19 protein-coding genes are annotated in these 25481 nt (G+C 34.1%); 11 read left to right on the top strand and 8 right to left on the bottom strand.

The annotated features are described in order from the left end of the window. Positions 1–81 precede the first annotated feature (81 nt). From FLP_RS15030 to FLP_RS14980, 11 genes are all read left to right on the top strand, one after another. Positions 82–783 carry an outer membrane beta-barrel protein gene (locus tag FLP_RS15030; RefSeq protein ID WP_065450347.1) on the top strand — a complete coding sequence of 234 codons (702 nt, stop codon included), beginning with the start codon at positions 82–84 and terminating at the stop codon, positions 781–783. 14 nt (positions 784–797) lie between these two features. Beyond that, positions 798–1529, top strand: a complete 732-nt coding sequence (locus tag FLP_RS15025) for an outer membrane beta-barrel protein (RefSeq protein WP_065450648.1) — start codon at positions 798–800, stop codon at positions 1527–1529. Between the two features lie 31 nt (positions 1530–1560). After that, on the top strand, positions 1561–3525 hold the full coding sequence (locus FLP_RS15020) for a T9SS type A sorting domain-containing protein (RefSeq protein WP_065450346.1): 1965 nt from the start codon (positions 1561–1563) through the stop codon (positions 3523–3525). Positions 3526–3609: 84 nt separating this feature from the next. Further along, entirely contained in the window at positions 3610–13434 is a 9825-nt protein-coding gene (locus FLP_RS15015; RefSeq protein ID WP_065450345.1) for a SpvB/TcaC N-terminal domain-containing protein, read from the top strand. Next, positions 13434–13778 carry a DUF2019 domain-containing protein gene (locus FLP_RS15010; RefSeq protein WP_065450344.1) on the top strand — a complete coding sequence of 115 codons (345 nt, stop codon included), beginning with the start codon at positions 13434–13436 and terminating at the stop codon, positions 13776–13778. The genes FLP_RS15015 and FLP_RS15010 overlap by 1 nt, the downstream gene beginning before the upstream one ends. 151 nt (positions 13779–13929) lie before the next feature. Beyond that, on the top strand, positions 13930–14214 hold the full coding sequence (locus tag FLP_RS15005) for a hypothetical protein (RefSeq protein ID WP_065450343.1): 285 nt from the start codon (positions 13930–13932) through the stop codon (positions 14212–14214). A 557-nt stretch (positions 14215–14771) separates the two neighbouring features. Next, the gene (locus tag FLP_RS15000) at positions 14772–15173 is read left to right on the top strand and encodes a hypothetical protein (RefSeq protein WP_065450342.1); all 402 of its coding nucleotides are present in this window, start codon (positions 14772–14774) and stop codon (positions 15171–15173) included. Next, the gene (locus tag FLP_RS14995) at positions 15163–15729 is read left to right on the top strand and encodes a hypothetical protein (protein WP_065450341.1); all 567 of its coding nucleotides are present in this window, start codon (positions 15163–15165) and stop codon (positions 15727–15729) included. Before FLP_RS15000 ends, FLP_RS14995 begins: the two co-directional genes overlap by 11 nt. Before the next feature lie 88 nt (positions 15730–15817). Then, entirely contained in the window at positions 15818–16402 is a 585-nt protein-coding gene (locus FLP_RS14990) for a hypothetical protein (RefSeq protein WP_065450340.1), read from the top strand. Between the two features lie 60 nt (positions 16403–16462). Next, a complete protein-coding gene (locus FLP_RS14985; protein ID WP_065450339.1) occupies positions 16463–17251 on the top strand; it encodes a hypothetical protein in 789 nt (262 codons plus the stop codon). A 75-nt stretch (positions 17252–17326) separates the two neighbouring features. Then, positions 17327–17992: a M15 family metallopeptidase gene (locus FLP_RS14980; RefSeq protein WP_065450338.1), complete on the top strand. Its 666-nt coding sequence runs from the start codon at positions 17327–17329 to the stop codon at positions 17990–17992. Here the strand turns inward: FLP_RS14980 and FLP_RS14975 are convergent, their stop codons facing one another. The 8 genes from FLP_RS14975 to tsaD all read right to left on the bottom strand — a co-directional run bounded on the left by FLP_RS14975 (position 17993) and on the right by tsaD (position 25376). Next, positions 17993–18559 carry a hypothetical protein gene (locus FLP_RS14975; RefSeq protein WP_065450337.1) on the bottom strand — a complete coding sequence of 189 codons (567 nt, stop codon included), beginning with the start codon at positions 18557–18559 and terminating at the stop codon, positions 17993–17995. Next, positions 18556–19743 (bottom strand): THUMP-like domain-containing protein, encoded by a 1188-nt coding sequence (locus FLP_RS14970; protein WP_065450336.1) that lies wholly within the window; start codon positions 19741–19743, stop codon positions 18556–18558. Before FLP_RS14970 ends, FLP_RS14975 begins: the two co-directional genes overlap by 4 nt. A gap of 2 nt (positions 19744–19745) precedes the next feature. Further along, a complete protein-coding gene (locus FLP_RS14965; protein ID WP_065450335.1) occupies positions 19746–20837 on the bottom strand; it encodes an AI-2E family transporter in 1092 nt (363 codons plus the stop codon). 112 nt (positions 20838–20949) lie between these two features. After that, a complete protein-coding gene (locus tag FLP_RS14960; protein ID WP_065450334.1) occupies positions 20950–21903 on the bottom strand; it encodes a zinc metalloprotease in 954 nt (317 codons plus the stop codon). A 293-nt stretch (positions 21904–22196) separates the two neighbouring features. Continuing rightward, positions 22197–22694, bottom strand: a complete 498-nt coding sequence (locus tag FLP_RS14955) for a TrmH family RNA methyltransferase (protein WP_065450333.1) — start codon at positions 22692–22694, stop codon at positions 22197–22199. A 137-nt stretch (positions 22695–22831) separates the two neighbouring features. Continuing rightward, a complete protein-coding gene (locus tag FLP_RS14950) occupies positions 22832–23470 on the bottom strand; it encodes a DUF4159 domain-containing protein (RefSeq protein ID WP_065450647.1) in 639 nt (212 codons plus the stop codon). 167 nt (positions 23471–23637) lie between these two features. After that, the gene (locus FLP_RS14945) at positions 23638–24351 is read right to left on the bottom strand and encodes a 16S rRNA (uracil(1498)-N(3))-methyltransferase (RefSeq protein ID WP_065450332.1); all 714 of its coding nucleotides are present in this window, start codon (positions 24349–24351) and stop codon (positions 23638–23640) included. A 2-nt stretch (positions 24352–24353) separates the two neighbouring features. Next, entirely contained in the window at positions 24354–25376 is a 1023-nt protein-coding gene (tsaD, locus tag FLP_RS14940; protein ID WP_065450331.1) for a tRNA (adenosine(37)-N6)-threonylcarbamoyltransferase complex transferase subunit TsaD, read from the bottom strand. Positions 25377–25481: the final 105 nt, after the last annotated feature.

Genomic DNA, 25481 nt, shown 5'->3' with positions numbered 1-25481 from the left:
GTCGAATAATTTTGTTTTTGGTCGACTTTTATGTTAATATTTATTAAAAATTAATACATATATTCGCAAAAATTTTTGTGAATGAAAGTAATATTACACTTATTAATATTGGGTTGTTTTTTTAACGTTACACTTTACGGACAAAATGAGACCAATATCACTTATGGGCTCAAGCTTGGCGGACTTTTTTCTCAAATTAGTAATCTGCCGGAAAGCATTAAAGGTCGTGACAATACGTACGACAATAGTGTGATGGAAAGTAAAGGCGGATACGGATTAGAGGGAGGCTTTTTTTTAAACTGCAAACTTTATGATACGCGTGTTGCTATTCAGCCCGAAATTTTATTCAGACAATCGGGAGAAACAGTCAATTATCACGATGCTACCGGAAAAGAATTTGAACTGGGTTTGCATTATTCTTATTTGCAAATTGGTGCGCTGTACAAAGTATATCCGTATGAAGGACTAAACTTAGGTTTTGGCGCATTTTACGGCATCAGTTTATCGTCTAATAATGTTACTTATAAATCGAATGAGGCGGGAGGAATGTACGATGTTGCAACAAGACAATTTTATAAAGATGGTCTTGACGGTACAGACGATTTTTCCCTGTGTTTTGCATTGGGTTATGAATTGCATCAAAGTATCCACTTCGATTTACGTTATTATTTAGGTGTAAAAGATGTGGTAAAAAGTAATTCTTCTTCCTTTCAGTTTATCGAAAATCAAAACAAAAGCAGTGTCATTTGCTTCTCTTTAGGTTATAGTTTTCATCAATGGTAATTTCAATAAAAAACATGAAAAAAATTATTTTGCTTTTATTATTAGTAAGCACAAAATCGCTGTTTGCACAAGGTGACAGAGAGATTACTTATGGTCTTTTTGCAGGCGGAATTTATTCTAAAATGTCTAATCTTCCTGATGTAATTGTGCCAAAAGGAATTTACGAAGGATATACTTTAAAAGAAGAAGGCAAATTTGGAGGAACGGCAGGAATCATGATCAACTGGAAATATCCGTATGCCAAAGTGAGTATTCAGACTGAGTTGTCTTATTCAGGTCAGAGTACCGATTTAAAATATGAGGATATTAAAGGGTTAAAATATACCATGACTTTTGGATACAGTTATTTAAATGTTGGTGCGCAATTTAAATATTATCCGGTTGAAGGTTTTTATATTGGCGCAGGCCCTTATGTAGGATTTAATATTGCCAGTGATAATATAAAATACAGCTCGAATGCCCAGGAAATTTTTGCTGATTCAGGCACTTACTTTGAGCCGGATGCGAATGTGCAAAAAGTATTGAAAGAATCCCTAACGGGGAAAAACTATTTCTATGGTATGCTTTCTGCCGGATATGAATTTAATTCAAGGCTTTCCGTAGGAGCGCGTTATACGCTAGGACTTACAGATGCTCTGACTACCGAGGAAAACGGACATCGCTACAGCGAAAATAAAAACAAAATCAATAGTATTTCACTCATTATTGGTTACTCTTTTGATTTTGATGATTTAGCCAATTTCTAAATAGTCGCTTCTCATTATAAACATAAAAATTATGTACAAAAAGATTTTTTTAATATCCGTTTTTGCAACCTTGTTGACGAGTAATTTAATTTTTTCTCAGCAAAAAGTGCTGCCCGGATTAGTTGAAGAGCCACAATTTTGGATTAAATCCCAAAATAATGGTGAGGCTTATTATTGGGAAAGTCTGACGAAAAAGGAAGCCAAAATATCAGCCAGAAAACATAACGGTGCAGTTTTTAATTTTAACCCAAGTATTGTTTTCGACAGCACACAAGATTCTTTGATTTTACCTCTGGGAACAGAAAGTAAAAGAAAACAAACGCTGTTTATGGTGTATAAAGTAAAAGACAGTCTGAAAGAACAATTTTTATGGACCATAAACGATACTAAAAAAACACTTTCTGTAGCCACCAATAAACGGTTGGTTGATCTAAAAAAATACTCGTATCAAACCTATCAGGAGAAAATAAAACCCAATAAAGCCAATATTCATTTCTTTCAGCAAAATGTAACTGATAGTGTTGCAAAGTTATCATTGCTGACTATTGGTCAAAAGTCGAAATTTGAAAAATTACCTCCTGAAGAATTCAAAGGAAACATCAGTGAGATTTTGGTATACAACAGGGTTTTATCAGGTTTAGAAACTCAAAAAGTGGCAAGTTATCTGGCCGTAAAATATGGTATTTCGCTTTCGCAGTTTGATATCAAAAATTATCTTAATAGTAAAGGGCAAACCATCTGGGACATCAATCAGCATAAAGGATTTGAAAATGCTATAACCGGAGTAGGACGTGATGATGCAAGCGGACTCTTGCAGCCCAAAAGCAGTAATATGGTCGATGAAGGACTCTTAACAATTGCACTTAAAAGTAAATCGAAAACTATTCCGGATAATTATTTTGCTTTTTGGAGTGATAACGGAAAGAACCTTCTGGTAAAAAAGCAGGAGCAAGGAGAACCTATTGGAATTGCCAAAGAATGGCAATTGGATTTTACCAACCCAACCGATTTAAGTCTTGACTGGACATTAAATCCAAAATTCATAAAAGGCACTTTACCAAAAGATACTTATTTCTGGTTGTTAGTAGATTATTCCGGTAAAGGAACATATGACGAAAAGGATTCAGAATACATTAAGTTAGCCAGTACTTCTAGCCAGGAAAAACTGGTGTTGAATGATTTTAACTGGGACAAACAAAAATCAGGCAAAGCCAAATTTACGCTGAAAGTCGCCCCGGAAATGTTCAGCCGTGTCTGGATTACAGAGGCAACTTGTGGTGTTTCAGGATCAGGGCAATTAAATTATTCTATAGAAGGCGGTGAAGCGCCATTTACTGTTACGGTAAAAAAAGAAGGCAGCGATGTTGCTGTAAAACAATGGAACCAGGCTGCAAAAAGTGCAACAGGAGTACAGCTTTCGTCAGGAACTTATGATTATATCGTAAGGGATGCCAAGGGAAATTTGTACTCAGAAACTGTTTTTGTGGCAGATAAACAGGGAACATTCCCAAACCTGAAACCAGATTATCTATTGAAAGACGGAAATGCATTGACTCTTGATGCCAGTGCCGGTTTACCAGAAGGAAATTATGAATACCAATGGTTTTACGAAGGTGATTTTATAGACGATAATCCAAAAATACTCATCGATCAACCGGGAGCATATGAACTTAGATTGGTAAACAATCAGGAATGTAAAACCGCTACCAAAATTGCTGTTGCTACTGATGGAAAAGAAATAACAAATTCCAGCGTACTTATTTTATACCCGAACCCCACTACAGACGGCCGTTTTTCTGTTGCCATGCAATTTCCTAAAAAGACAAATGCCAACATTAGTATTTATACGCCAACCGGTTCACTTTTAAAACAAAAACAATTCAGTCAGATAGAAACGTATTTGTACGAAGATGTTATAAAAAGTGCTTCAGGAATGTATTTAGTAACGGTAAGTTCAGATTTTGGAACCAAAACGTTCAAAGTGATTGTGAAGTAATTCAAATCTGGTTTTTAAACAGATTAAAAGAATTGCAACTTGAAAAAATAAACAGATTGCCCCATAATTGATTACCCCTGCTTTATGAAAAATAAAATTATAATACTGGTATTTTTAATAGGTTCTTTTTTGTTTGCTGCCAATTTTGGTCCCTACAAAATAGTTTCTTTATTTACTGAAGGTAATGATGACGAATTGATTATCGAAAAAGCAAAAGCAGATTCGATAGCGATTCTTAAAAACGAAACTAAAAACACAAAGTCGTTTAGTGCAGATATTGCCGAAGGTATTATAGGAATAAAGGATGAATCTGATGTTGATGATGCCTACGATAATGTTTTTCATTTAAAAGTAGATGCTTTGCCATCTCAGGAAGAAAATGCGTATCTGGAATACGATTTGTACGGTTACGATCAGGCAGCTTCTATTTCAAGAAGTTTAAACAATCAGCCTAGTATTGGAGGGCAATTTGTATCTCAAAATAAAAACTGGAGCAAACAATCGGAGTTACTTTCAGAAAAGTCATTGCGAGAAGGAGACAACGTTGTATTGTTTACGGCTCCCGAAGGAATTTCAAATTCATACCGAATAAAAAATGTTCGTATTGTTTATAAAACTGCTCTTGCTTCGGCTGACTTTACTTTATTAAAATCAGACAATAAACTTTATATAAAGGGAACCAATTTTCCTTCTCAAATCAGAAAAATGAGCATTGGCGGAATTTCCATTGATGTCAACCAGCCGGAATTCGAATTGGTTTTGGATGCTGCAACTACAGGAAAATCTATTTTAGTAACCAAAGAAACGGCTACCGGAGTTATTGTAAATGAAAAATTAGAACTCAATCAATTTTTGAAAGTTCCGGGTTACAGACCACTCGAAAATGCAAAAGAGCGTATTGCTAAAACCATCAATATTGAAACCGTTAATACATTAGATTACAAAGATTTCTCTGCAGTTTTTCCTGTTGGAGCTTTAAAAACAAATGTAAAAGTATCGGTAAGCGGACTTCGAAAAATAGACATTGCACCGCTAAATTCTGCCATGGTAAACGTTACAGGAACCAATGCAGGTTTCAGGTTATTGCCACACGGAACTATTTTCGAAAAGGCTGTAACCTTATCATTGCCTTATGACAAAAAAACAATCCCGGAAGGTTATACCGAGAAAGACATTAATATCTTTTATTTTGATGAAAATAAAAGATTATGGCAGGAAGTAACCAAAGACTCTTTGGATATCAAACAAGGAATTATTAAGGCCAGAACCACTCATTTTACCGATTTTATTGCCGGAATTATAAAAATGCCGGAATCTCCCGAGACTTCAGGTTATACTCCAACAAGTATCAAAGATTTAAAAGCGGCGAGTCCGCTGGTTGGAATTCAGTCTATCGCGCCACCTTCTGCAAACGGAAGAGGAACGGCCAGTACAGGATTTTCAATCGTAATTCCAAACGGAAGAGGCGGTATGCAGCCTTCTTTTAACCTTCAATATGATAGCGATGGCGGTCATAGTTGGGCAGGTATGGGCTGGGATATTTCGGCACCTGCAGTAAGTATCGAAACCCGTTGGGGAGCACCACGATACGATGCATCAAAAGAAACTGAAACTTATGCAATAGCCGGAGAACAATTAATCCCCAATTCGCACAGAGCCGAATGGGTGGGAAGAACCACCGACAAACAATTTTACCCAAGACGTGAAGGAGCATTCCAGCAAATTATCCGTAAAGGATCCTCTCCTAAAAATTATTATTGGGTAGTAAGAGACAAAAGCGGAGTAGCAAGTTATTACGGGGGAAATGCGTCAGGACTTTCAACCGATGCAGTTTTACAGGATGGATCCGGCAATATCGGACATTGGGCACTATGTCTTCAGGTCGATTTAAAAGGAAATACAGTTGAATACGAATACGATAAAAAGGACGGAGAACTCTATCTTAAAAAAGTATATTATACCGGTTTTGGTTCACAAAAAGGAAATTACAGCGTCACTTTTGTAAAAAACAGTGATTTAGGCGAAGCCAACCGTGCTGATGTTCAGGTTTCGGCAAGATTAGGTTTCAAACAACTCAACAACCAGTTATTACGCAAAATCGAAGTACGCTACAAAAGCGATATGGTTCGCAGTTATGAGCTAAAGTATAAAGAAGGCGCTTTTAAGAAAACATTGCTGGAATCAATATCTGAATATGATTCTGAATCAAATTTGTTTTATACTAATACAATGGATTATTTTGATGATGTTCGTGATGCTTCAGGGAAATATAATCCTTTTGGGCCGGAGCAGAATTGGAGTGTGCCTGATGACCATTTAAAAAATAATATTTTACCTAATGTTGATGTTTCGGGAAAACACACGCTGGGTAATAGTTCGAATGGTAAATCAGCAGGAATAAATTATCGAATTGGAGTTGGGTTATCTGCCGATTCTGGAAATTTCAAGCAAAATACTGTCGGAGCACACGGAGGAAACAGTTGGGGATCATCTGAAACTATTGTAACCCTGGAAGATTTAGATGGTGATCAGCTTCCGGACAAAGTATTTAGAAAAGGAGATAATGTTTATTATCGAAAGAATCTTTCGAACCAGGGAACTAATGGTTTTGGTGAAATTCAGGAAATCTCATTAAATAACATAGGAAATTCATCCAGTAAAACTTTTAATTGGGGAGTAGATTTAGTTATAGGATATTCAAAAGTTAGTGCTAGTGTTGGTTTTGATAAACAATATACCAATAGCAAAACCAAAAGTTATTTTATGGACTTTAACGGTGACGGGTTAGTTGACTTTGCCAATAACGGGCAGGTTTATTACAACCGTTTAGTTAATGGAATTCCAACTTTTAAAACTAGCAGTACAGGTACACCTTCACCAGTTTCAGGAGATGGAGAACTTAGTCTGAGTTTTCCGGCACCTGCAATGACTTTCGAGGAGATGCAGGTTAAAAATCCACTGCATGATGTGGTTCGTATTTGGGAAGCACCAGTAACCGGACAGATCAGAGTTTCTCATACCTATGAATTACAAAAAGATTTATCAAAAGAAAGAACGGAATATCTAACCAATGATGGAAAAGATAAAGCCGATGGTGTGCAATTGTTTTTTCAGCAAGGGAATGGTTTAGTATGGAAGCAAGCTATTGCCGCAGACGATTATAATAGTAAAACCAAAGAGGACTTAATTACTGTAACAAGAGGGGAAAAGCTATTTTTTAGGGTAAGTTCTGTTTTGGATGGAAGTTTTGATCAGATATTATGGAGTCCAAAGATTTCATATGTTACGATAAATGACAATACTGGTAGTTTATTACCCATAGCTGATGATGCTGTAGATGCCAACTTATATTCATTGAAAAATTATGATGCCGAGAAAGACTTTTTAAGCAGCACAAATTCAGGTTTATTAGTTTCGGCAGGTACTATTTCTTTTGCGGGATCTTTGATAAAGCCTATTACATCAGACCATGTAACGCTTCGAATATTTAGAAAAAACCTGGATGCAGGAGCGGTTGAAACAGTGCTATACGAAAAGAAGTTTAATGCAAATCAAGTTGCTAATTTTAATATGAGTACCATTGGAGTATTAAATAATAATGCAACTTCGCAGATTCGTTTTGTTTTAGAAAGTAAGACAAATGTAAATTGGAACACCATTACTTTTAATCCTTCGATAAATATGCCTGCTGTGGCACCGGCTGTATCTGAGAATAAAAAAATAGATGTGTATTTGCAGCGTTATAAAAAACGACTGGGAAATTATCTTATTGAGAAAAAAAGTTCGACTATTGATGGAATTCTTTCCATTAATTTAGCAGCTACTGATCTTAATTTAATTCTCGGATTTAATCCTCTTAAAACAAAATTAAATGGTAATGTAATCATTACGGCAAAGCAAAATAACCAATTAGTAGCCAGAAAATATTACAAAATGGTGAATGCCGTTTTACAGGAAGATTTGACTGTTTTAGAACCGGTAACTGATTTTTCAAAAGTTATAAACGGATTGCCAATTGATTTAGAAATTAGTGTTCCTGAGTTGGAAACTAATGCGATAACTCAATATTGTGCTGCTCTTTTTCAAATGCCAATTTATTTAAATGTGTTAGGAGATTTGGCAGCAACCTGGTCTTCAGATACGAATAAATACGCTGTTTATTCGCCATTTTTTGCTGAAGAATTGCAGTTAGGATTAGGGCACAGAGAGTGGGGCGGATTTGTTATTAATAATACAGGAGCTTTTGCTTCTGATTTGGTAGTGGTGTCTCAATTAAAAACATCGGATGCTTATAATGCCGAACCAAACTTAGATCCTGACAACCAATCAGAAACAGAGCAGCAAGGTTATGATATTGCTAAAGTATATTTTGTAGCCATGCAAAGTATGTATGCTAAAAATAATATGGTTGGTCTTGAAGAAACCACTTTTATCGATAGCAGATTTATGGGAACTTCGCGTCTTGGCGAAGATGATATTGCCTCTTATTTCGATGCAAGTCTGCCAAGTCTCGACGGCGGAGGGACTATGGCATTAAATATCTTAAGTGAGAACGAAAGTACCAGTTATTCAGCCGGACTAAAAGTAGGACCGCTTGGACCGGGAGGAAGTAAAGGGGATGGGAAAAGTTATGTTACCCAAACTATGGCTGATTTTAATGGTGACCGTTTTCCTGATTATGTTCGTGGAAAAGAGGTACAGTTTACTTCTCCGATAGGTGGAATAAGTAATCAAAAAGCCGAAATTTACAATTACAGTCATGGAGAGAGCAAATCAGATGGTATTAGTTCCGATGGAAGTTATTCGCATGGATTTACAAAAACGGTTCAAAAGATGGTAGCCGTTTCAGATAGTAATTGCTCAATGGTAAACGAGATGAGATCTGTAGAGGAATCAATAGGTATTTCGGCAACTATGTCATTATCCGGTAATATGGGAACCAATGAAGATGAGTCTCAGTATATGCATATTGATATTAATGGTGACGGACTTGCTGACAGAATCAAGAAAACTGGAGAAGTAGCTTTAAATTCAGGTTATGGGTTTTTAACCGAAGAAAAATGGAATTTCGATGGTATTGCAACGGGTTATTCTGAGAATTGGGCGATAAGTCCTTCTAGCGGAATGTCATATAAATCAGGTTCATTTACTGGAGGATTCAATTTTGGAAAAGGAACAGACAATTCTAAAACTTTAATGCTTGACGTTAACTCAGACGGACTTACCGATAAAGTGATTTATAGTGGTGGTAAAATGATGGTCGCTTTAAATATGGGCGATAGCTTTATGGCACCTGTTGAGTATCCTAAGTATTCAAGAATGAATGAAAATAATAGTACGAATTACGGCCTTAGTACAGGTTTTAGTTATGATATTCCTATTTTCCTGATTAGAATTACGCCTAGTCTCGGTGCTTCTGCTGGTTTTAGTACCTCACGTACCGAAGCTACTTTTAATGATATGGATGGTGACGGAAACGTGGATTATGTTCTTTCTGAAGATGAAGATCATTTGGTGGTTCGTCTTTCCAACATCAAAAGAACAAACAAACTTAAAGGCGTTACCAATGGTGCAGGAAATAGTTATGTAATCGATTATGAGTTACTAAAACCAAGTTATGAAAATCCTTCAGCCAAATGGGTGTTGCAATCCGTAGATGTTTTTGACGGACATTTAGGCGATGGTATAGATCATTCTATTGCAAAATTCAGATACGAAGACGGTTATTACGATCGCCGAGAAAGAGAATTTTACGGTTTTGGAAAAGTAATTAAGGAACAAATTGATGCGACTAATAATTCGGTTTTTTTAACATCTTTTCAGGAGTTTTATAATCGGGATCATTTTCGAAAAAATCTTTTGAAGCATAATTATACATTAGATAAAAATAACAAAATGCGTCAGGAATCTGAAAACGAATATAGTTTTATAGATGTAAATACGCAGGCTAGTGTTTCGGTATCGGAACTTCACTTACCTTCCTGTGATGCCAAACGCATTTTTGTAGGACTCGTTCATGTCAATCAAAAAATGTATGAAGGTGGTAGCGATTATTTGGAAACCAATATCTTTAATAAATATGATGCCAACGGAAATATCACTCAATACGAAGATTTAGGAAATGGTTCTGCTGATGATAAAGTAACGGCAAAAGTTAGTTATTACGAAAGTACAACACCTTACTATGGTGGAATTCCAAAGCAACTCGAAGTTTTTACAACTGAAGGATTGCGCCGCAAAAGAGCTACGACTATCAATTCCACAACAGCAGAAGTTACTCAAATAAGAAATTATAGCGCAGCTGATAAAATTGGGATTACTGATATTGAGTATGATGTTTACGGTAACCTAAAAAAACTTACTGGAGCAAGCAACTACAAAGGACAGCGCATGACTCTAGATTATATTTACGATACAGACAACCACAGTCATTTAATCGAAATAAAAGATGCTTTTGGGTACCAGAATAAAATAGAATATGATTACCGTTTTGGAACAGTACTCAAGACAACAGATCGCAATGATCAAAATACCACTTATACATTTGATGCAAAAGGACGTATGTCTACCATAAGAGGTCCTTATGAAATAGCATCTGGAAAAACATACACCATTGCATATGAGTACTTTCCGGAAGCGAAAGTGCCGTATGCGAAAACGCGTAATTACGATCCTGAATTGGATAAAGATATCGAAACTTATACCTATACTGATGGATTAGGTAGAGCGCTACAAGTAAAAAAAACAGCTAGTTTATTTACGCAAACTGGTAGTCCAGATCAGGAGGGACAGATTGTTTCAGGAAAAGTTATTTACGATGGATTAGGACGACCAACAGATAATTATTATCCAACGATTACGACTGCAATAGATAATAATTTTAGTAATACCGTGTCGACATTGACACCAACTAAAACGGAGTACGACGAAATAGGTCGTGCAGTAAAAGTGACCTTGCCCGACGGAACCACAAACAGCACTGTTTTTACATTGGAGAGCTATAATGGACAAATAACATTGCACACAAGTCAAACAGATGCCTTAAACAATACCAGTCAAATCTATACAGGTGCGACAGGTCAGAATATAGCGAGCATGCAAAATGATTTGTTGACTAAGTTTGATACCAATGCGCTAGGTGAAATTACTGAGGTTACGGATCCTACAAATCATGTGACTAAAAGTAATTACGATTGGTTAGGCAGGCGAATTGAGTTTACGAATCCTGACTTTGGAACGACATCTTTTCAATACGATTTAGCCAGCAATCTGATTTTTCGCATTACTCAGGATATTAAAAATACTGTGCCGAATAGAGGGGCTATACAATATGAGTACGACTATAATCGATTAGAAACCATTAAATATCCTAAAAACCCACAGAACAATGTGCAGTACAATTATGGCAAAGCCGATGGAACAGCATCGCGCCGAGGAAGATTATGGTTTAAACAGGATGCCAGTGGTGGTCAGGAATATTTTTATGGCAAATTAGGGGAGGTTGAAAAAGAAATCCGTACACTCCGTATTACCCCTACTGATGTGCAAACCTATATTTCGCAATATGAATACGATACCTGGAACCGAATTCAAAAAATGACCTATCCTGATGGTGAGGCTGTGGAATATACTTATAACCGCGCCGGAAATCTTCAGAGTATGCAGGGTAAAAAAGAAAGTCATACCTACGATTACATCAAACAATTGAGTTATGATGAGTTTGAGCAGCGTAAATATTTAAAATATGGTAACGATACCGAAACCAATTATACATATGATCCTGTATTACGCAGATTACAACAATTGCAAGTAAAAAGCGGAGCAAGACAAATAATGAATAACACTTATAGTTATGATTTGGTTGGGAATGTTTTAGGTATAAAAAATAACTCTCCTATTGTAAACAATACCTTGGGTGGAATGTCAAATCATGAGTATGAATACGATGATTTTTATAGGTTAAAGTCAGCAAAAGCCACGTACCAGGGCGAATTCACCAAGGCAAGTTATGAACTCAATATGGGTTACAACAAAATGCATAATATTGTCAGTAAAAACTTAGTTCACACGGTAAATAACGAACAGAAAGGGTATGTTCTAGATTATAACTACGATAACGAACTGCATCCAAATGCACCAAACAAGATTATCGAAGTAGGAAAACCTGAACCTCGACAATATATATATGATGGCAATGGAAACCCAACAAGTTATAGCGAGCACCAGAGTTTCAGAAAAATGACATGGGATGAGGAAAATCGTTTAATGGGTATTAATGACAATGGTAGAATACATCAATATACCTATGATGCAGAGGGTGAGCGAGTGATTAAAAGCTCCGGAGATTCTCAAAATGTAGCTATTAATGGAGAAACAGCAGCGACGATTGTACACACAGATGACTATACGGGTTATGTAAGTCCTTATTTTGTAATAAGTAAAGGAAAGTTTACCAAACATTATTTTGAAGGTGGAGGACGTATAGTAAGCAAGTTGGGTAACGGAACTTTTGCACAACCACTGGGTATAACCGCAGGGGGAGTAAATTATACAAAACTAACTGCCGAACAACAAAAGGCCTTGGATAATTACGTAAAAAGCTTGGGGGTACCTCCGGGACCTCCCACTCAGCAAGGCATTTATGCCACTCCTGAGTTTACTGGAGATCCGTATCCTAGTGAAGCACTAAAACCGGTGGAAGAAAACCAAGAACCACCGGAAGGCTGGCCACGCAACCCCGTTTTTAATGCACCTGGTGATGTGCCTGGTCCTCCTGTACAATTTGGTCACCCTATAGAACCCACTACTGTTAAAGCTGGTGAAGGATTTACAGGAATTGGTTTACCTGAGAACGATATTTTTTATTTCCATCCGGATCATTTAGGAAGCACATCTTATATTACTGCAAAAAATGGCTCTATTTCACAGCATGTCGAGTACATAGCATTTGGAGAGGTTTTGTTTGAAGAGCATAGCTCATCATTTAGCTCGCCATATTTATTTAATGGGAAAGAACTTGATCGAGAAACGAATTTATCGTATTTTGGTGCGAGATATTATGATGCTAAAACAAGCGTATGGTTAAATGTTGATCCGCTGGCAGTATATAATCCTACGTTTGAAGATGAATTTTATTTTGACGGAGATCATAATGGAGGGCTTTATAATAGTAGAAATTTAAGCTCTTATGGATATTGTTATCAAAACCCTATACTTTTTTACGACCCAAATGGTAAACAATCCAAATTTTGGACAAGAACATTTGGGGCAGTTCAAATGGTGGGAGGAGTTGTTGAAGCAGTTGTAGGAGGAGTTGGAGGTGTCGTCACAGCAGAAACTGGAATCGGTGCAGTGGTTGGATACGCAATATTGGCTAATGGCTGTGATAATACTGTCACTGGTTTTAATCAGATGATAACTGGTGAAAATCAAACTACATTACTTCATAAAGGGGTAAAAGCCACAGCCACAGCTGCTGGCGCAAATGAAAATACGGCAGAAAATATTGCAACCGGTGCAGATGTTGCTACTGTTGCCCTTGGTGGAGTTGGCGCAGCTAAATCATTAAGCAAAGCACCAAAAGTAGCACAAGAAGTTCAAGGATTTAGCTCTTTTAATGCATTTAAAAAAGTTTATGGAACGGCTGGAAAAGATAAAGCATGGCACCATATTGTTGAGCAAAATGCAGATAATATTGCTAAATTTGGTGCGGAGAAAATTCATAATATTAAAAATCTAATAAAATTAGACCATGGTGCGGGAACTATCCATGCTAAAATTTCAGGATACTATTCTTCTAAACAACCCTTCACAGGTGGGCAAACTGTGAGAAAATGGTTAAGTACGAAAAGTTTTCAGGAGCAATATGATTTTGGAGTTAAAATAATTAAAAAATTTAGTGAACAGTGATGAAAATTAAAGACATAGAAACAGCATTATCAATTTTTGAAGAAGCCTCCGTCAATCAATCGGAAGCAACAGAGAAAGGGGATTATAAAACAGGAAATAAATTTCATGCTAAAATTGTATTAGCTGCAAATTTTTTAAAAAATGAAAATGCAATCAACAAATTAGAAAATTTTTTATCACATGAATCAGTTGGTGTTCGCTTATGGTCCGCTAGTTACTTATTGTCGTATAATGAAAAAGAGGCCATAAAAGCATTGGAAAGTATTGAAAAAACATCGGGAATACATTCACTTACTGCAGAAACGACATTGAATGAATGGCGAAAAGGAAATTTACATTTATAAAGATTTTTTTTTATGGCTGTAAACACTATAAATTTAGCTTTCTATATAGGATTATAACTTTTAATCAAATTCATTTGAAGAGAAACAAAGATGAAGAATTTAGTGATGGAGGAAAGCGTAGAAAATTAAATTAATTTATACTCAAAAAGAAATGAAGTTTACTGTTGAAGTAGGAGAAAAAGAAAAGCAGATTATAAGTTATAGTTTTAATAAGTTCTGGGGTAATGTTAAAATTATTGTCAACGGAAAAAAAGTTAAAAGTGATTTTCGACTTTATTCAACTAATCTTTCAAAAATATATGATTTTGAAGTGGGGACAATTGAAAAGCACCATATAAAAATAGAAAAAATCAGACCGTTAATTATGGCGGGTTACAGATCAAACACTTATAAAATATATGTGGATGAAGAATTATTTAAAGTGTATAAAGATTAATATAGTTTGTAAAATCCGATCGCCGAAGAGTTCTAATGAAAAGCTATGCGAAATCTCCTGACTTCGCATTCGCAATTTTTAATACGTACCAAAATGCAAAGTGATTTTAAAATAGAAAATATCGATTTAATTCAACTTGTTGCAAAAAGACCGGCAATTTTTTCAATTCAAAATGTTGAATCTTTCTTTATTTTTTTTTAGGGATATTCAATTGGTAAAAATGATTCAATAGTTATTGATTTTTTTTGACTCTTTTAGCGATTTTATTCATAAAAAACACCCTGAGAAATGCTTAAGAAATATTGATAGTGAAAGAATCATTAGATTTTATAGTGCTGCTGATTCTCATTCTTTAGAACGTATGCGTTTTTTGATAGAAGAGTTTATAAATGATTACTATATACCAGATTAAGGAATATTGAAGTTTTTTTATAGATAGTTTTAAAAAAAAAGTAATCTTATTACCATATCTGCCATTAAGTTTTAAAGTTTAAAAAAGCCGTTTATTATAAAAAAACGCATATGAAATATACATTAATTATTATAGTTCTTTTTTAATGCTATCATGCAAAAATAAAGATGAAGAAATTGGAAGGCCAGATCCTTATACATTAACAGAAAAAAATATTTCAGAGGATTGTAGTGCTTATCAAATGCGTTTTAAAAAAGGTGAATATATTTTTAATTTTGCTTTATCAGGAACTTGCAAAAAAGTAAAAGCTGAAGACTATGTAAAAGAGTATTCTAGATATTTAAAATTTTATAATGATAGTTTAGTACTTAGAAAAGGATATATTTTAATTCAATATTATGGAATTCATTCCGATATAAAAGATTTTCAGGATTCTATGATAAACATAACAAAAAGAAATTTTAAAACTAAAGTTTCTTTAGTAGAGTCAGATGATGGTTTTTTTATAGTTAAAGTTGGGGATGAATCCGTATCAAATGAAAAATAAAAAAGCTAAAATAAAAAGTAAACTAACTATTATCGATTGGATTAAGTTAATAGGATTCGTATTGGTTTATTTTTTCTTTATCAAGTCAAAAGATGTAATTATAAATTATCCCTATTGGCTATTATTTACTGCGTTGGCAATTGTACTTGTTATTGTTGCTATTTGGCAATATCGAAAAATACAAAAAGAGTATAGTAAGACTGAAAAAGAGGATAAGCCTTTGTTCTTAGTAATAATTGGCCTTAAAATAGCAGTAATTGCTTATTTTGTTTCCGGAATAATTTTAATTCCATTTAATTATTATACAATTTACAATTCGAAAGAAAGTCATGTAAGTTCAGAAAAATGTGAAATTACAGGTATATCCACTTATTCAAAAAACAGAACTATATTTTATAAGTTTAAAGGAAAAACTAATCTTGTAAATGGTTTTAAGCCAATAATGGAAGATATTAAAGATAATGGTAAATTTGAAAACTATTATTTTGTAGCACAAGTTAAAAAAGGTATTTGTAATACTTACATACTTGAAAATTGGGATATAGTACACAAGTAATGTTGTTTTTTTTTGGATCTAAGAAAAAAGAATTAAACAATCACTATCCAACGATGTAATTTTCGAATCGTTTAGATATCTGGAGAACATGAAAGATAAATTTAAAATATCAGATAAAGAACTTCTGACAACAAGAAATACGATTTTTAAAGACTATGGCATTCCCGAACTTGAAAAAAATGGATTTGTAAGATCACCATTTAAAACATCCTGGTATGGTGAATACGATTCGAATATAAGAGGATATTCGTATGAATTATGCAAGCTGACAGATCAAAATCATTTGCTCGATATTACAGTTGACATTATGAGAGAAAGTAAGTATATTAAAATAGACTTGAATATTTTCGAACTTCATGAAAAGATAAATTCAATTTCAGACTTGAAAGAGTGTGACGGAATACATTTTCACCTGCCGCCTAATGATTCCACTCGTATGCAATTAAGGAGCGATGATTACAAAGGCCCTCCTTTGTTTTACATGCTTTTTTTACCCGAGTATAAAATAGGAAAGTATACCACGCAAGGCAGTTTTGAAAAACAGCTGAATAAATTAAGGAATTTGGTAATAAAAGACATGGCAAATATTGATTCCTTTGTAAAAAGATGGCACGAACTCCATAAACCAAATATAACCGACAAGGAAGGAAATATAGTAAAGAAAATCAATTAAAATTATGATTGATAATCTACTATGGTAAATTAGTGCGGCTTTACATTAAAAATAAAAAAAATGAAATTAAAACCAAATTACCTTTTTTTACTGCTTTTTTTAGTCTTTGTAAATTCAGTCACAGCTCAAATAAAACCTTTGATAGTACAACGCTATTATCCTAAAGATTCCCTAAAATATAGCAAAGCCATTCCGGATGGGGAGTTTAATTATGAAAGCAAATCATATGGCAAAACAACAATGATTATTCGTTGCGAAAGCCAGTACGGTCATTTTGAATTTATTTTTAAAAAGAAGATCAGCAAACTCAGCCGTATGATTGATTATAAAGATGGCGCCGTTGGTGAGGTTTATAATTTTGAAACAAAAAAATGGGTTCATGAAGAAGAAACCTGGAAACATAGTGATATGAAGGGTAAACCTAAGGATACAATAGTTTTTAGCGAACATAATTTATATGCTTTTGTTTTATTGCATGATCACGGAGGATTGATAGAAAAAGCCAAATTTCAGGATTTTGGCAATGTCGTATATTGGCCTGAATTTGATTATCAAAAATGTACTATTAGCGATGAAGATAAAGACGGTAAACCTGAATTTTATTTGTCGTACATGGGAGACAGCGATGGACTGGATGCAAAGCCGTTCAAACAAATTATTTATACAATTCCTGAAAAATCAGTGAATCAGATTTTCGTAAAATCTAAAGCAACAGCTTATTATCCTTCAGGTAATGAAGATGATATTTATAAAATTGAACACGATGAAAACTGGAAACAATTACCCAAACCCGTTAAACTCAAAAGCCAGAAAATAATTAAAGATCATAGTTTAAAGTACAAAGATTAATAAAGTATTATCTAAAATTGCATTTTTTGTACAACACTTTTATGTCTATATTTACATCATACAACACATTTTACAATGAAAATAAGCACATCTTCAAAATTTCGTTTTTTAGTAATCTTCGGTATCATATTGTTTGTGCCTAATGCAAAAGCCCAAAACGAAGTGTATGCAGAACCTCAGAAACAGGAAATTGCAGACACCACTTTTGTAAATTTAAAAGATTACAGCAAAGATTTTATTTATGATATGAAATACGCTACCGAAGATAATTTTCTTAAAGCAAAAGTATACGATTGTGCCGAATGTGTATTGCGTTACAAGACCGTTCAGGCGCTTATAGCGGCCAATAAAGAATTTATGAAGAATGGGTGCAAAATAAAAATATACGATTGTTACAGACCTTTATCCATTCAAAAGAAAATGTGGGAGATAGTATCCAATCCAGAGTATGTTGCAGATCCTAAAAAAGGCTCCATCCATAATAGAGGAGGAGCCGTAGATATTTCGTTAGTAAATGCCGATGGAATAGAGCTTGAAATGGGAACTAAATTTGACTTCTTTGGAATTCAGGCCAGTCATAATTATAAAAAACTGCCCATTCCTGTAATCGCAAACAGAAAATATCTTAAAAGCGTGATGATCAAAAATGGTTTCAATTCATTTGATTCAGAGTGGTGGCATTATAATTTAAAGATTGGTTTAAAAGATAAAGTCTCCAACCAAACCTGGAAATGTGATTAATTATTCAACACATCTCATATTTTCCATAAAGTAGGTATTGGGTTTGTAAACCTTTCCGTTTAACTCAGATGTCAGCTCTCTTTTTACAATATAATCCTCTGTTGTGGTCAGGTATTTAATTCGCATAATCGATACAGGAGATTTTTTCAGTTCTTCATAATTATCTTTCATAAACATAAAAATGCCCGTTGTGATACGATTATCAAAACCTTTGTCATCGTGAATAAGCGTACCACAATTTTCTCTGTCGATATGCATTAGGGTAACTATTTTTCCGTTTTCTAATTGCAAAAAGATTTTCGAATTCTTATCAAAACAATTCGCTTTTATAAAATCTTTACTTTTCTGTATAAGCTGCAGGTTTAATGTAGGCAAACCATCTGTTTGTGCTAAGGCAAAGAAAACATAATCAAATGTTCCTCCAAAATATTTTTCGCTAATAAGGTAATCATTGGTTACTTTATAACTACCAATAGAGTCATTTACATTGGCACTGTATTCACATGGTTTTTGGGCAAATGCGGTAATCGTTAATAAAAAAAAAGTTAGAGTAATTAGTTGTTTCATTTTTGAGTTATTTTTCTGCAAATTAAAACTATTTTGTTATCATTTTTATCAGTTGTAAAAAAACAATACAAATTTCCTCCATTTTTTATTTTCCATTTTTTTCGAATGTTTTCTACCGTGTCCGGAAAATTTCGTGTAGTGATATTCGCCTGCTGGTTGGCAAGCTCCGTTTTCATCTCATTTTTGCTGTACCCAATCACTTTTTCGATTTCAAAAGTTCGTCCCGGAAAATCGATTAAATTTTCTGATGTATATAAATGAGAGTGTTTATGCAGTTTATTGATGTCGTAAAAAGCACTAACTTCATCAAATCCACCGGATTTCATTATAGCCGAATTGGCTTCATAAACGTACTTTTGAGGCAAATGATACGACGGAAAAATAGTATCATCGCCCAAAATAAATTCAAAAGTTTCGATTTTTTCCTTTAGAATATTGGCTGTTTTTATTCGAATTTCGTCTTTGTAATGATTGTGAATTTCAAAAAGCAATTCTTTTACTTCATTGTCAAGGGCAATAATATGAATGTTTTTAACGAATTTTAATTCAGACAAAGCCGCTGAAATATCCAATAAAGGAGCAGTTTTTATTAAAATAGAATCACTTTTTTCAAAATAAAAATCCAATAATTCAGGAACATTTGGCAAACAATCTTTCAGCATAAAAACTTTGCCTTTTGCATCACTTCTTCGGGAAGGATCTATGTATATCCAATCCCATTTTTCATCAGATTGGTTTAAAATATTTGTTGAATCATCTGCATAAAATGTACAATTGTTTACTTTTAATTGTTCGAAATTGTGCTTTACAATATTTGATAATTCTTCATTTATTTCGCAATGTGCAATGTTTTTGAAGTGTTGGGTAAAATAATAATCATCCACGCCAAAACCTCCCGTAAGATCAATTAAGCTTTCGCCTGATATTAGTGAAGCTTTATAAGCAGCCGTTTTCTCAGATGAGGTTTGTTCAACAGAAACTTTACTTGGATAAATAATATTCTCTGTTTTAAACCAGGTAGGTAATTTATCTTTTGCTTTAGATTTTGCTTCGATTTGATTTAAAATCAAAATCCAGTCTGTTTCAGGAAAAGGATTTTTCTGAAGCGCTAATTTTGTAATTGAGGCACCACTATTTTGAGTTATAAATTTCTGGATTTTTTGGTCTAAAATAGAAGTGTTCAATGCTAAATTCTTTCGGTTAATACAGATACGATTTTGTTATCAGGAAAAAATTCTTTCAAAATTACTTTCACCATTGTAAAAACCGGAATAGCAATAATCATCCCGACAATCCCAAAAGTAATTCCGCTGATTATAGTAATCAGGAATATTTCCAGCGGGTGCGAATTTACACTTTTTGATGAAATTATAGGCTGACTAATATTATTATCAATTGCCTGAACTAGTAAAAAACCTATGATTACATAGATGGTTTTAGGTAAAATTTCGGTCTGAAAGTCACTTCCAATCATACTAATCATGGTTAAAATGCCGGCCAGAGTAGTTCCTATTATCGGACCTATATAAGGAATGATATTTAAGATAGCACATAAAAAAGCAATTACAAAAGCATTCTTATTTCCAAAAATCATTAAAACAATTAGATATAAAATAAAAACAACGGTTAATTGCAATAATAATCCAATAAAATATCGGGTTAAAAAGTGGTTGATTTTTGTAACAGAGTTGATGATTTTATCTTCATTATTATCCGGAAGAATTTTACGCGCACTTTCTTTAAATGAATCCTGATCCTTAAGAAAGAAAAACGTAATGAAGAAAACAGAAACCAATCCCATTCCCATATCGGCTAAAAACCCTAATATTGAATTTAGAAAAATGGTAAAATAGCTAAAATCAATAAGTGAAGTGATTTTAGAATCTTTTAAAACTTTATTTAAATCAACATGTTGAATATTAAAATACGCTTCGATACTGCGTTCTGTTTGCATAAACTGTCGCTGCAAACTTTGTGTATCCAGCAAAGAGAGATTATTGGCCTGAGAAATAATCAAGGGCACAAATAAAAAGATAAAACCAACGATTGCCAAAATAAAAAGGATTAAGGCTATAGTGGCGGCCAGTGAATTGCTAAATTTTAGTTTATTTTTTAAGAATTGTATTAACGGATTTGCAATTAAACACAATAGTAAGGAAATACACAAGTAAACAATTACGGTTTGTATCGTGTACAGAAAATATAAAACGACAGTAATAATTAATATAGTTGCTAAAGCTCTTAAGATTCCGTTAGATATAATTTTAGATGTGATCATATTTTGATTTTAGATTATAAATATAGGAAAAAGCTTTTAAAACTAAGGGATAAACAAAAAAAAGCGAGATGATTTCATCCCGCTTTTCACTTCCTTATTTTAATCTGTTTTTTTAGATTCCAAAAGCAGCTCTTGCACCTCCTGTAACAAAGATGGCGGCCATTCTGTTTTTTTGTCCGTTAGAGAACATGTACATAGCATTATCATCAACATAATCCATGTAGTTCATCGTCATCTCTACAGGAGTTCCTGAACAAGTACTGTAGTGAGGATAAGCAGGTACACCATAATTTTCCTCATTATGAGTAGGAGTATCAGCTACTAAATCGCTTCCGCAATTAGCGTCTCCCCAAATATGGCGTAAATTCATCCAGTGACCTACTTCGTGAGTACCAGTACGTCCTAAGTTAAAAGGAGCATTTGCAGCACCTGATAAACCAAAATATTTAGAATCAATTACAACTCCGTCTGTAGCAGATGCTCCTCCAGGAAATTGCGCATAACCTAATATTCCGCCACCAATTGCGCAAGACCATAAATTAAGTTTTGTGGTTGGCGAAGTAGGTGCTAAACCGCCCTGAGCTACTTTTTTCATGGCATCGTTTGTTCCCCATGAAGTTTTCGTAGTCGATTTTCTATTGATCTTTTCTAAAACAAATGAAATTCCTACGTTGGCTTTTACGCCTGAAAATAGGGCAGGTACACTATTGTAATCTGAGTTTAATGCATTGAAATCTTTGTTAAGGACATCAATTTGGCTTTGAATTTGTGCGTCAGAAATGTTTTGTGCAGCAGTTCTGTACAAGACATTGACTACAACAGGAATTTGAACTTTTCCGTTTACAAGCTTTCCTGAAATCAGGGCCTTGTTAGTAAAAGCTTCAATTTCATTCATTCTGATCGCTAATGTAGGATCAGCTTTCAGCTGGTCATCTAACACTTGTTGAGATGCACATACGCGGCGGGTTGATGCAACTGTTGCTTCTGAATCTGTTGATTCTGATTGGTCATTTTGACAAGAAAACAGCAATAGGGCTGTTACCGCGGAAAAAAGAACTTTTTTCATAATAATTTGGGTTTTTGTTATAAAAAATTACATTTGGTTGTTTGTTCCGCAATTTTATAACAAAATCATTTTGTAGCCAAATTTTTATAATGATTTATTTGTCAGAAATTTATAAACCCTTGTATAATCTAGTTCTTACAAAAATATCAATTATTTTTTTAAGATGTTTTTTCTTACTTAATATTTTTATTGATGTATTTTAACGTATTTATTTACTTTTAATCGAGGTTTTGTTTGCCGTTTGTAAAAGGATTGCTTTCGAATTAGTCAAATTTAACATTTAAACAAAAAAATTAGATACTAGTAATTTCGTACAAAGCAATACTGGCAGCCTGGACAACATTCATACTGGAGTTTTTTCCAAACATATTAATGTGTACAATTTGATTCGAGATTTTTAAAAGTTCATTAGAGATTCCGTCAATTTCACTTCCTATCAAAAGTGCAATTTTTTGATTGTCAGGAATCACAACTTCTTTTAATGGTTTACTATTACTTGCAATTTCCAGTGCAATAATTTCAAAATTATTTTGAAGAAGATAATCCACTAATTCGGTTGTTTCTTCTATTACGGTATGAGGTACATGAAGATGCGTACTTCGGGAAGTTTTGTTTATTTTTCGGGGAGTTAGCGGAATATCTTTTCCTAAAAAGATAATATTCTCGACTCCAAATGCTTCACTGATTCTAAAAAGAGAACCTATATTTTGCTGAAAGTAAATATGATCACAAACTAATGTGATAGGAAATGTTTTTCTTTCAAATTGGTTTTCTTCGTGAGTAAGTTGCACTTTATAAGAATTAAGAATTAAAAATTAAAAATGAGAATTAAAAATTGAGAATTAAAGATGTGAAACTCCTAGCTAGCGTAAGAGCAATGAGGATTTTTAATTTTTAATTCTCAATTTTTAATTCTTTACGTTCCGGTTTAGTTGGTAAAAATATAATTGATAATGTTGGCGCCCATTTTTAGGGCTTTTTCTCTAACAGCCAAAGGATCATTGTGTACTTCGGCATCTTCCCAACCGTCGCCCAAATCACATTCATATGTATAAAGTAATACTAATTTATTTTCTACGAAAATTCCAAAAGCTTGTGCGCGGGTTCCGTCATGCTCATGAATTTTGGGTAATCCGTTAGGGAAAGGATAAGGCTTTTGAAAAATCGGATGAGTTGCCGGAATCTCAACTAGGTTATTATTTGGGAATATTTTTTTAATTTCTTTTCGAATATATTGATCCATTCCGTAATTATCATCAATATGAAGAAAACCTCCACCAGTTAGGTAATTTCTAAGATTGCTAACATCTGCATCGCTAAAAACTACATTTCCGTGGCCTGTCATGTGCACAAAAGGGTACGAAAGCAAATCAGGATTACCAGGCTCAACAGTTGATGGTTTTCCTTTTATTCTGGTGTTAATGTTGGCATTACAAAACTTAATTAAGTTAGGTAATGAGGTTGGGTTTCCGTACCAATCCCCGCCGCCGCTGTATTTAAGTAAAGCGATTTCCTGTGAAAATGAGGAAATGGAAACTAATAAAAACAAAAGAAATATTTTTTTCATACCAATTTTATATTTTTTTGCCATTTGCGATAGGCACTTTTTTTGTCATCTCGAGTAACGAGAGATCACACTAGAAATTCCGCAGAGTATATGGTCAAATCTTTGTCGAATCCCGCGTGTGATTTCTCCTGTGTCGAAATGACAAAACTATAAGATTACTTATTTAATCAATTAGAACTTTCATTAAAAAAAACAACACTATGACAAGCAACAATTGCGGCAGTTTCGGTTCTTAAACGCGTATTTCCTAAAGTAACCGGTTGGTAATTATTCTCTAAAGCCAGTGCAATTTCCTTTTCAGAAAAATCACCTTCAGGACCAATAAGCATCGTGACGCTTTGATTTGGTTTTAAAATATCTTTTAATGACTTTTTATCCGTTTCCTCGCAATGTGCGATCAATTGCAAACCTTCGTTTTTTTGTTTAATGAATTCCTTAAACGAAATGGCTTCGTTTAATTTAGGCAAATACGTTTCGTTAGATTGTTTCATGGCCGAAAGAATAATCTTTTCAAAACGTTCTAAATTAATCACTTTACGTTCAGAGCGGTCACAAATAATTGGTGTGATTTCCTGAATACCAATTTCGGTAGCTTTTTCCAGAAACCATTCAAAACGATCGTTCATTTTGGTTGGGGCAACGGCAAGATGCAGACGAAATTTAGGTTCGTCGGTTTTTTTTATCGAAAGTACCTGAACGATACATTTGTTGTCAGAAGCCAATGTAATTTGAGTTTCAAACAATAAACCTAAACCATTTGTAACATGTAAAATATCAGAGTCTTTCTTTCGTAAAACTTTTATTATATGTCGGCTTTCTTCTTTATCAAAAGAAAAGCTTTCAGTTGATTCGTCTATTTCAGTATTATAAAATAATTGCATAGTTAAAATTGAATTCGCGCTTTAGAAACCACTGCTGAAGTTTCGAAACGACTTGATAAATATTTTTGATATCCTACAATTCCTATCATTGCAGCGTTATCGGTTGTGTATTCAAATTTGGGAACAAAGGTTTTCCAACCGTATTTTCCTTCACTTTCTTTTAATCTGGTTCTAATACCTGAATTTGCCGAAACGCCTCCGCCAATGGCAATTTGTGTAATTCCGGTTTCTTTTACTGCCAATTTCAATTTATCCATCAAAATTTCAATGATAGTATATTGAATAGAGGCACAAATATCATTCAGGTTTTCTTCGATAAAATTAGGGTTTTCCAGCTTTTTCTTCTGAATAAAATATAAAATCGCTGTTTTTAATCCGGAGAAACTAAAGTCTAATCCCGGAACTTTAGGTTTGGTAAATGCAAATGCTTTCGGATTTCCTTCTTTTGCGTATTTATCGATCAAAGGCCCGCCCGGATAAGGCAGTCCAAGAATTTTAGCACTCTTGTCAAAAGCTTCTCCAACCGCATCGTCAGTGGTTTCGCCAATAATTTCCATGTCAAAAAAGCCGTTCACTTTTACTATTTGAGTATGACCTCCGCTAATGGTCAAGGCCAGAAAAGGAAATTCAGGTTTATCAAAACCTTCTTCATCTATAAAATGGGCTAAAATATGCGCATGCATGTGATTTACAGCTATTAACGGAATTTTTAATGCCAATGATAATGATTTGCTAAAAGAACTTCCTACAAGCAAAGATCCCATTAAACCCGGACCTTGTGTAAAGGCGATGGCAGTTAGTTGATCTTTTTGTACATTTGCTTTGCGAAGCGCTGCATCAATTACAGGAACAATATTTTGTTGATGCGCTCTCGAAGCCAATTCGGGAACAACACCACCATATTGGTTGTGAATTAACTGATTGGCCACAACATTTGAGAGTACTTTGTCGTTATGTAAAACCGCGGCAGCAGTATCATCGCATGAACTTTCGATGGCAAGAATAAAAACCTCTGAATTTTGCATATAAAGGCACGAATTTTGAATTATATTTGACAAATCAAATATTTGAATTTTCTTTTATTATAAGGAGAAGCCAAAATTAAAGAATTTTTATCAAAAACAGTCGTT

The organism is Flavobacterium piscis, assembly GCF_001686925.1.
GTDB lineage: Bacteria > Bacteroidota > Bacteroidia > Flavobacteriales > Flavobacteriaceae > Flavobacterium > Flavobacterium piscis.
This window is presented reverse-complemented; position numbering and strand designations above follow the sequence as displayed.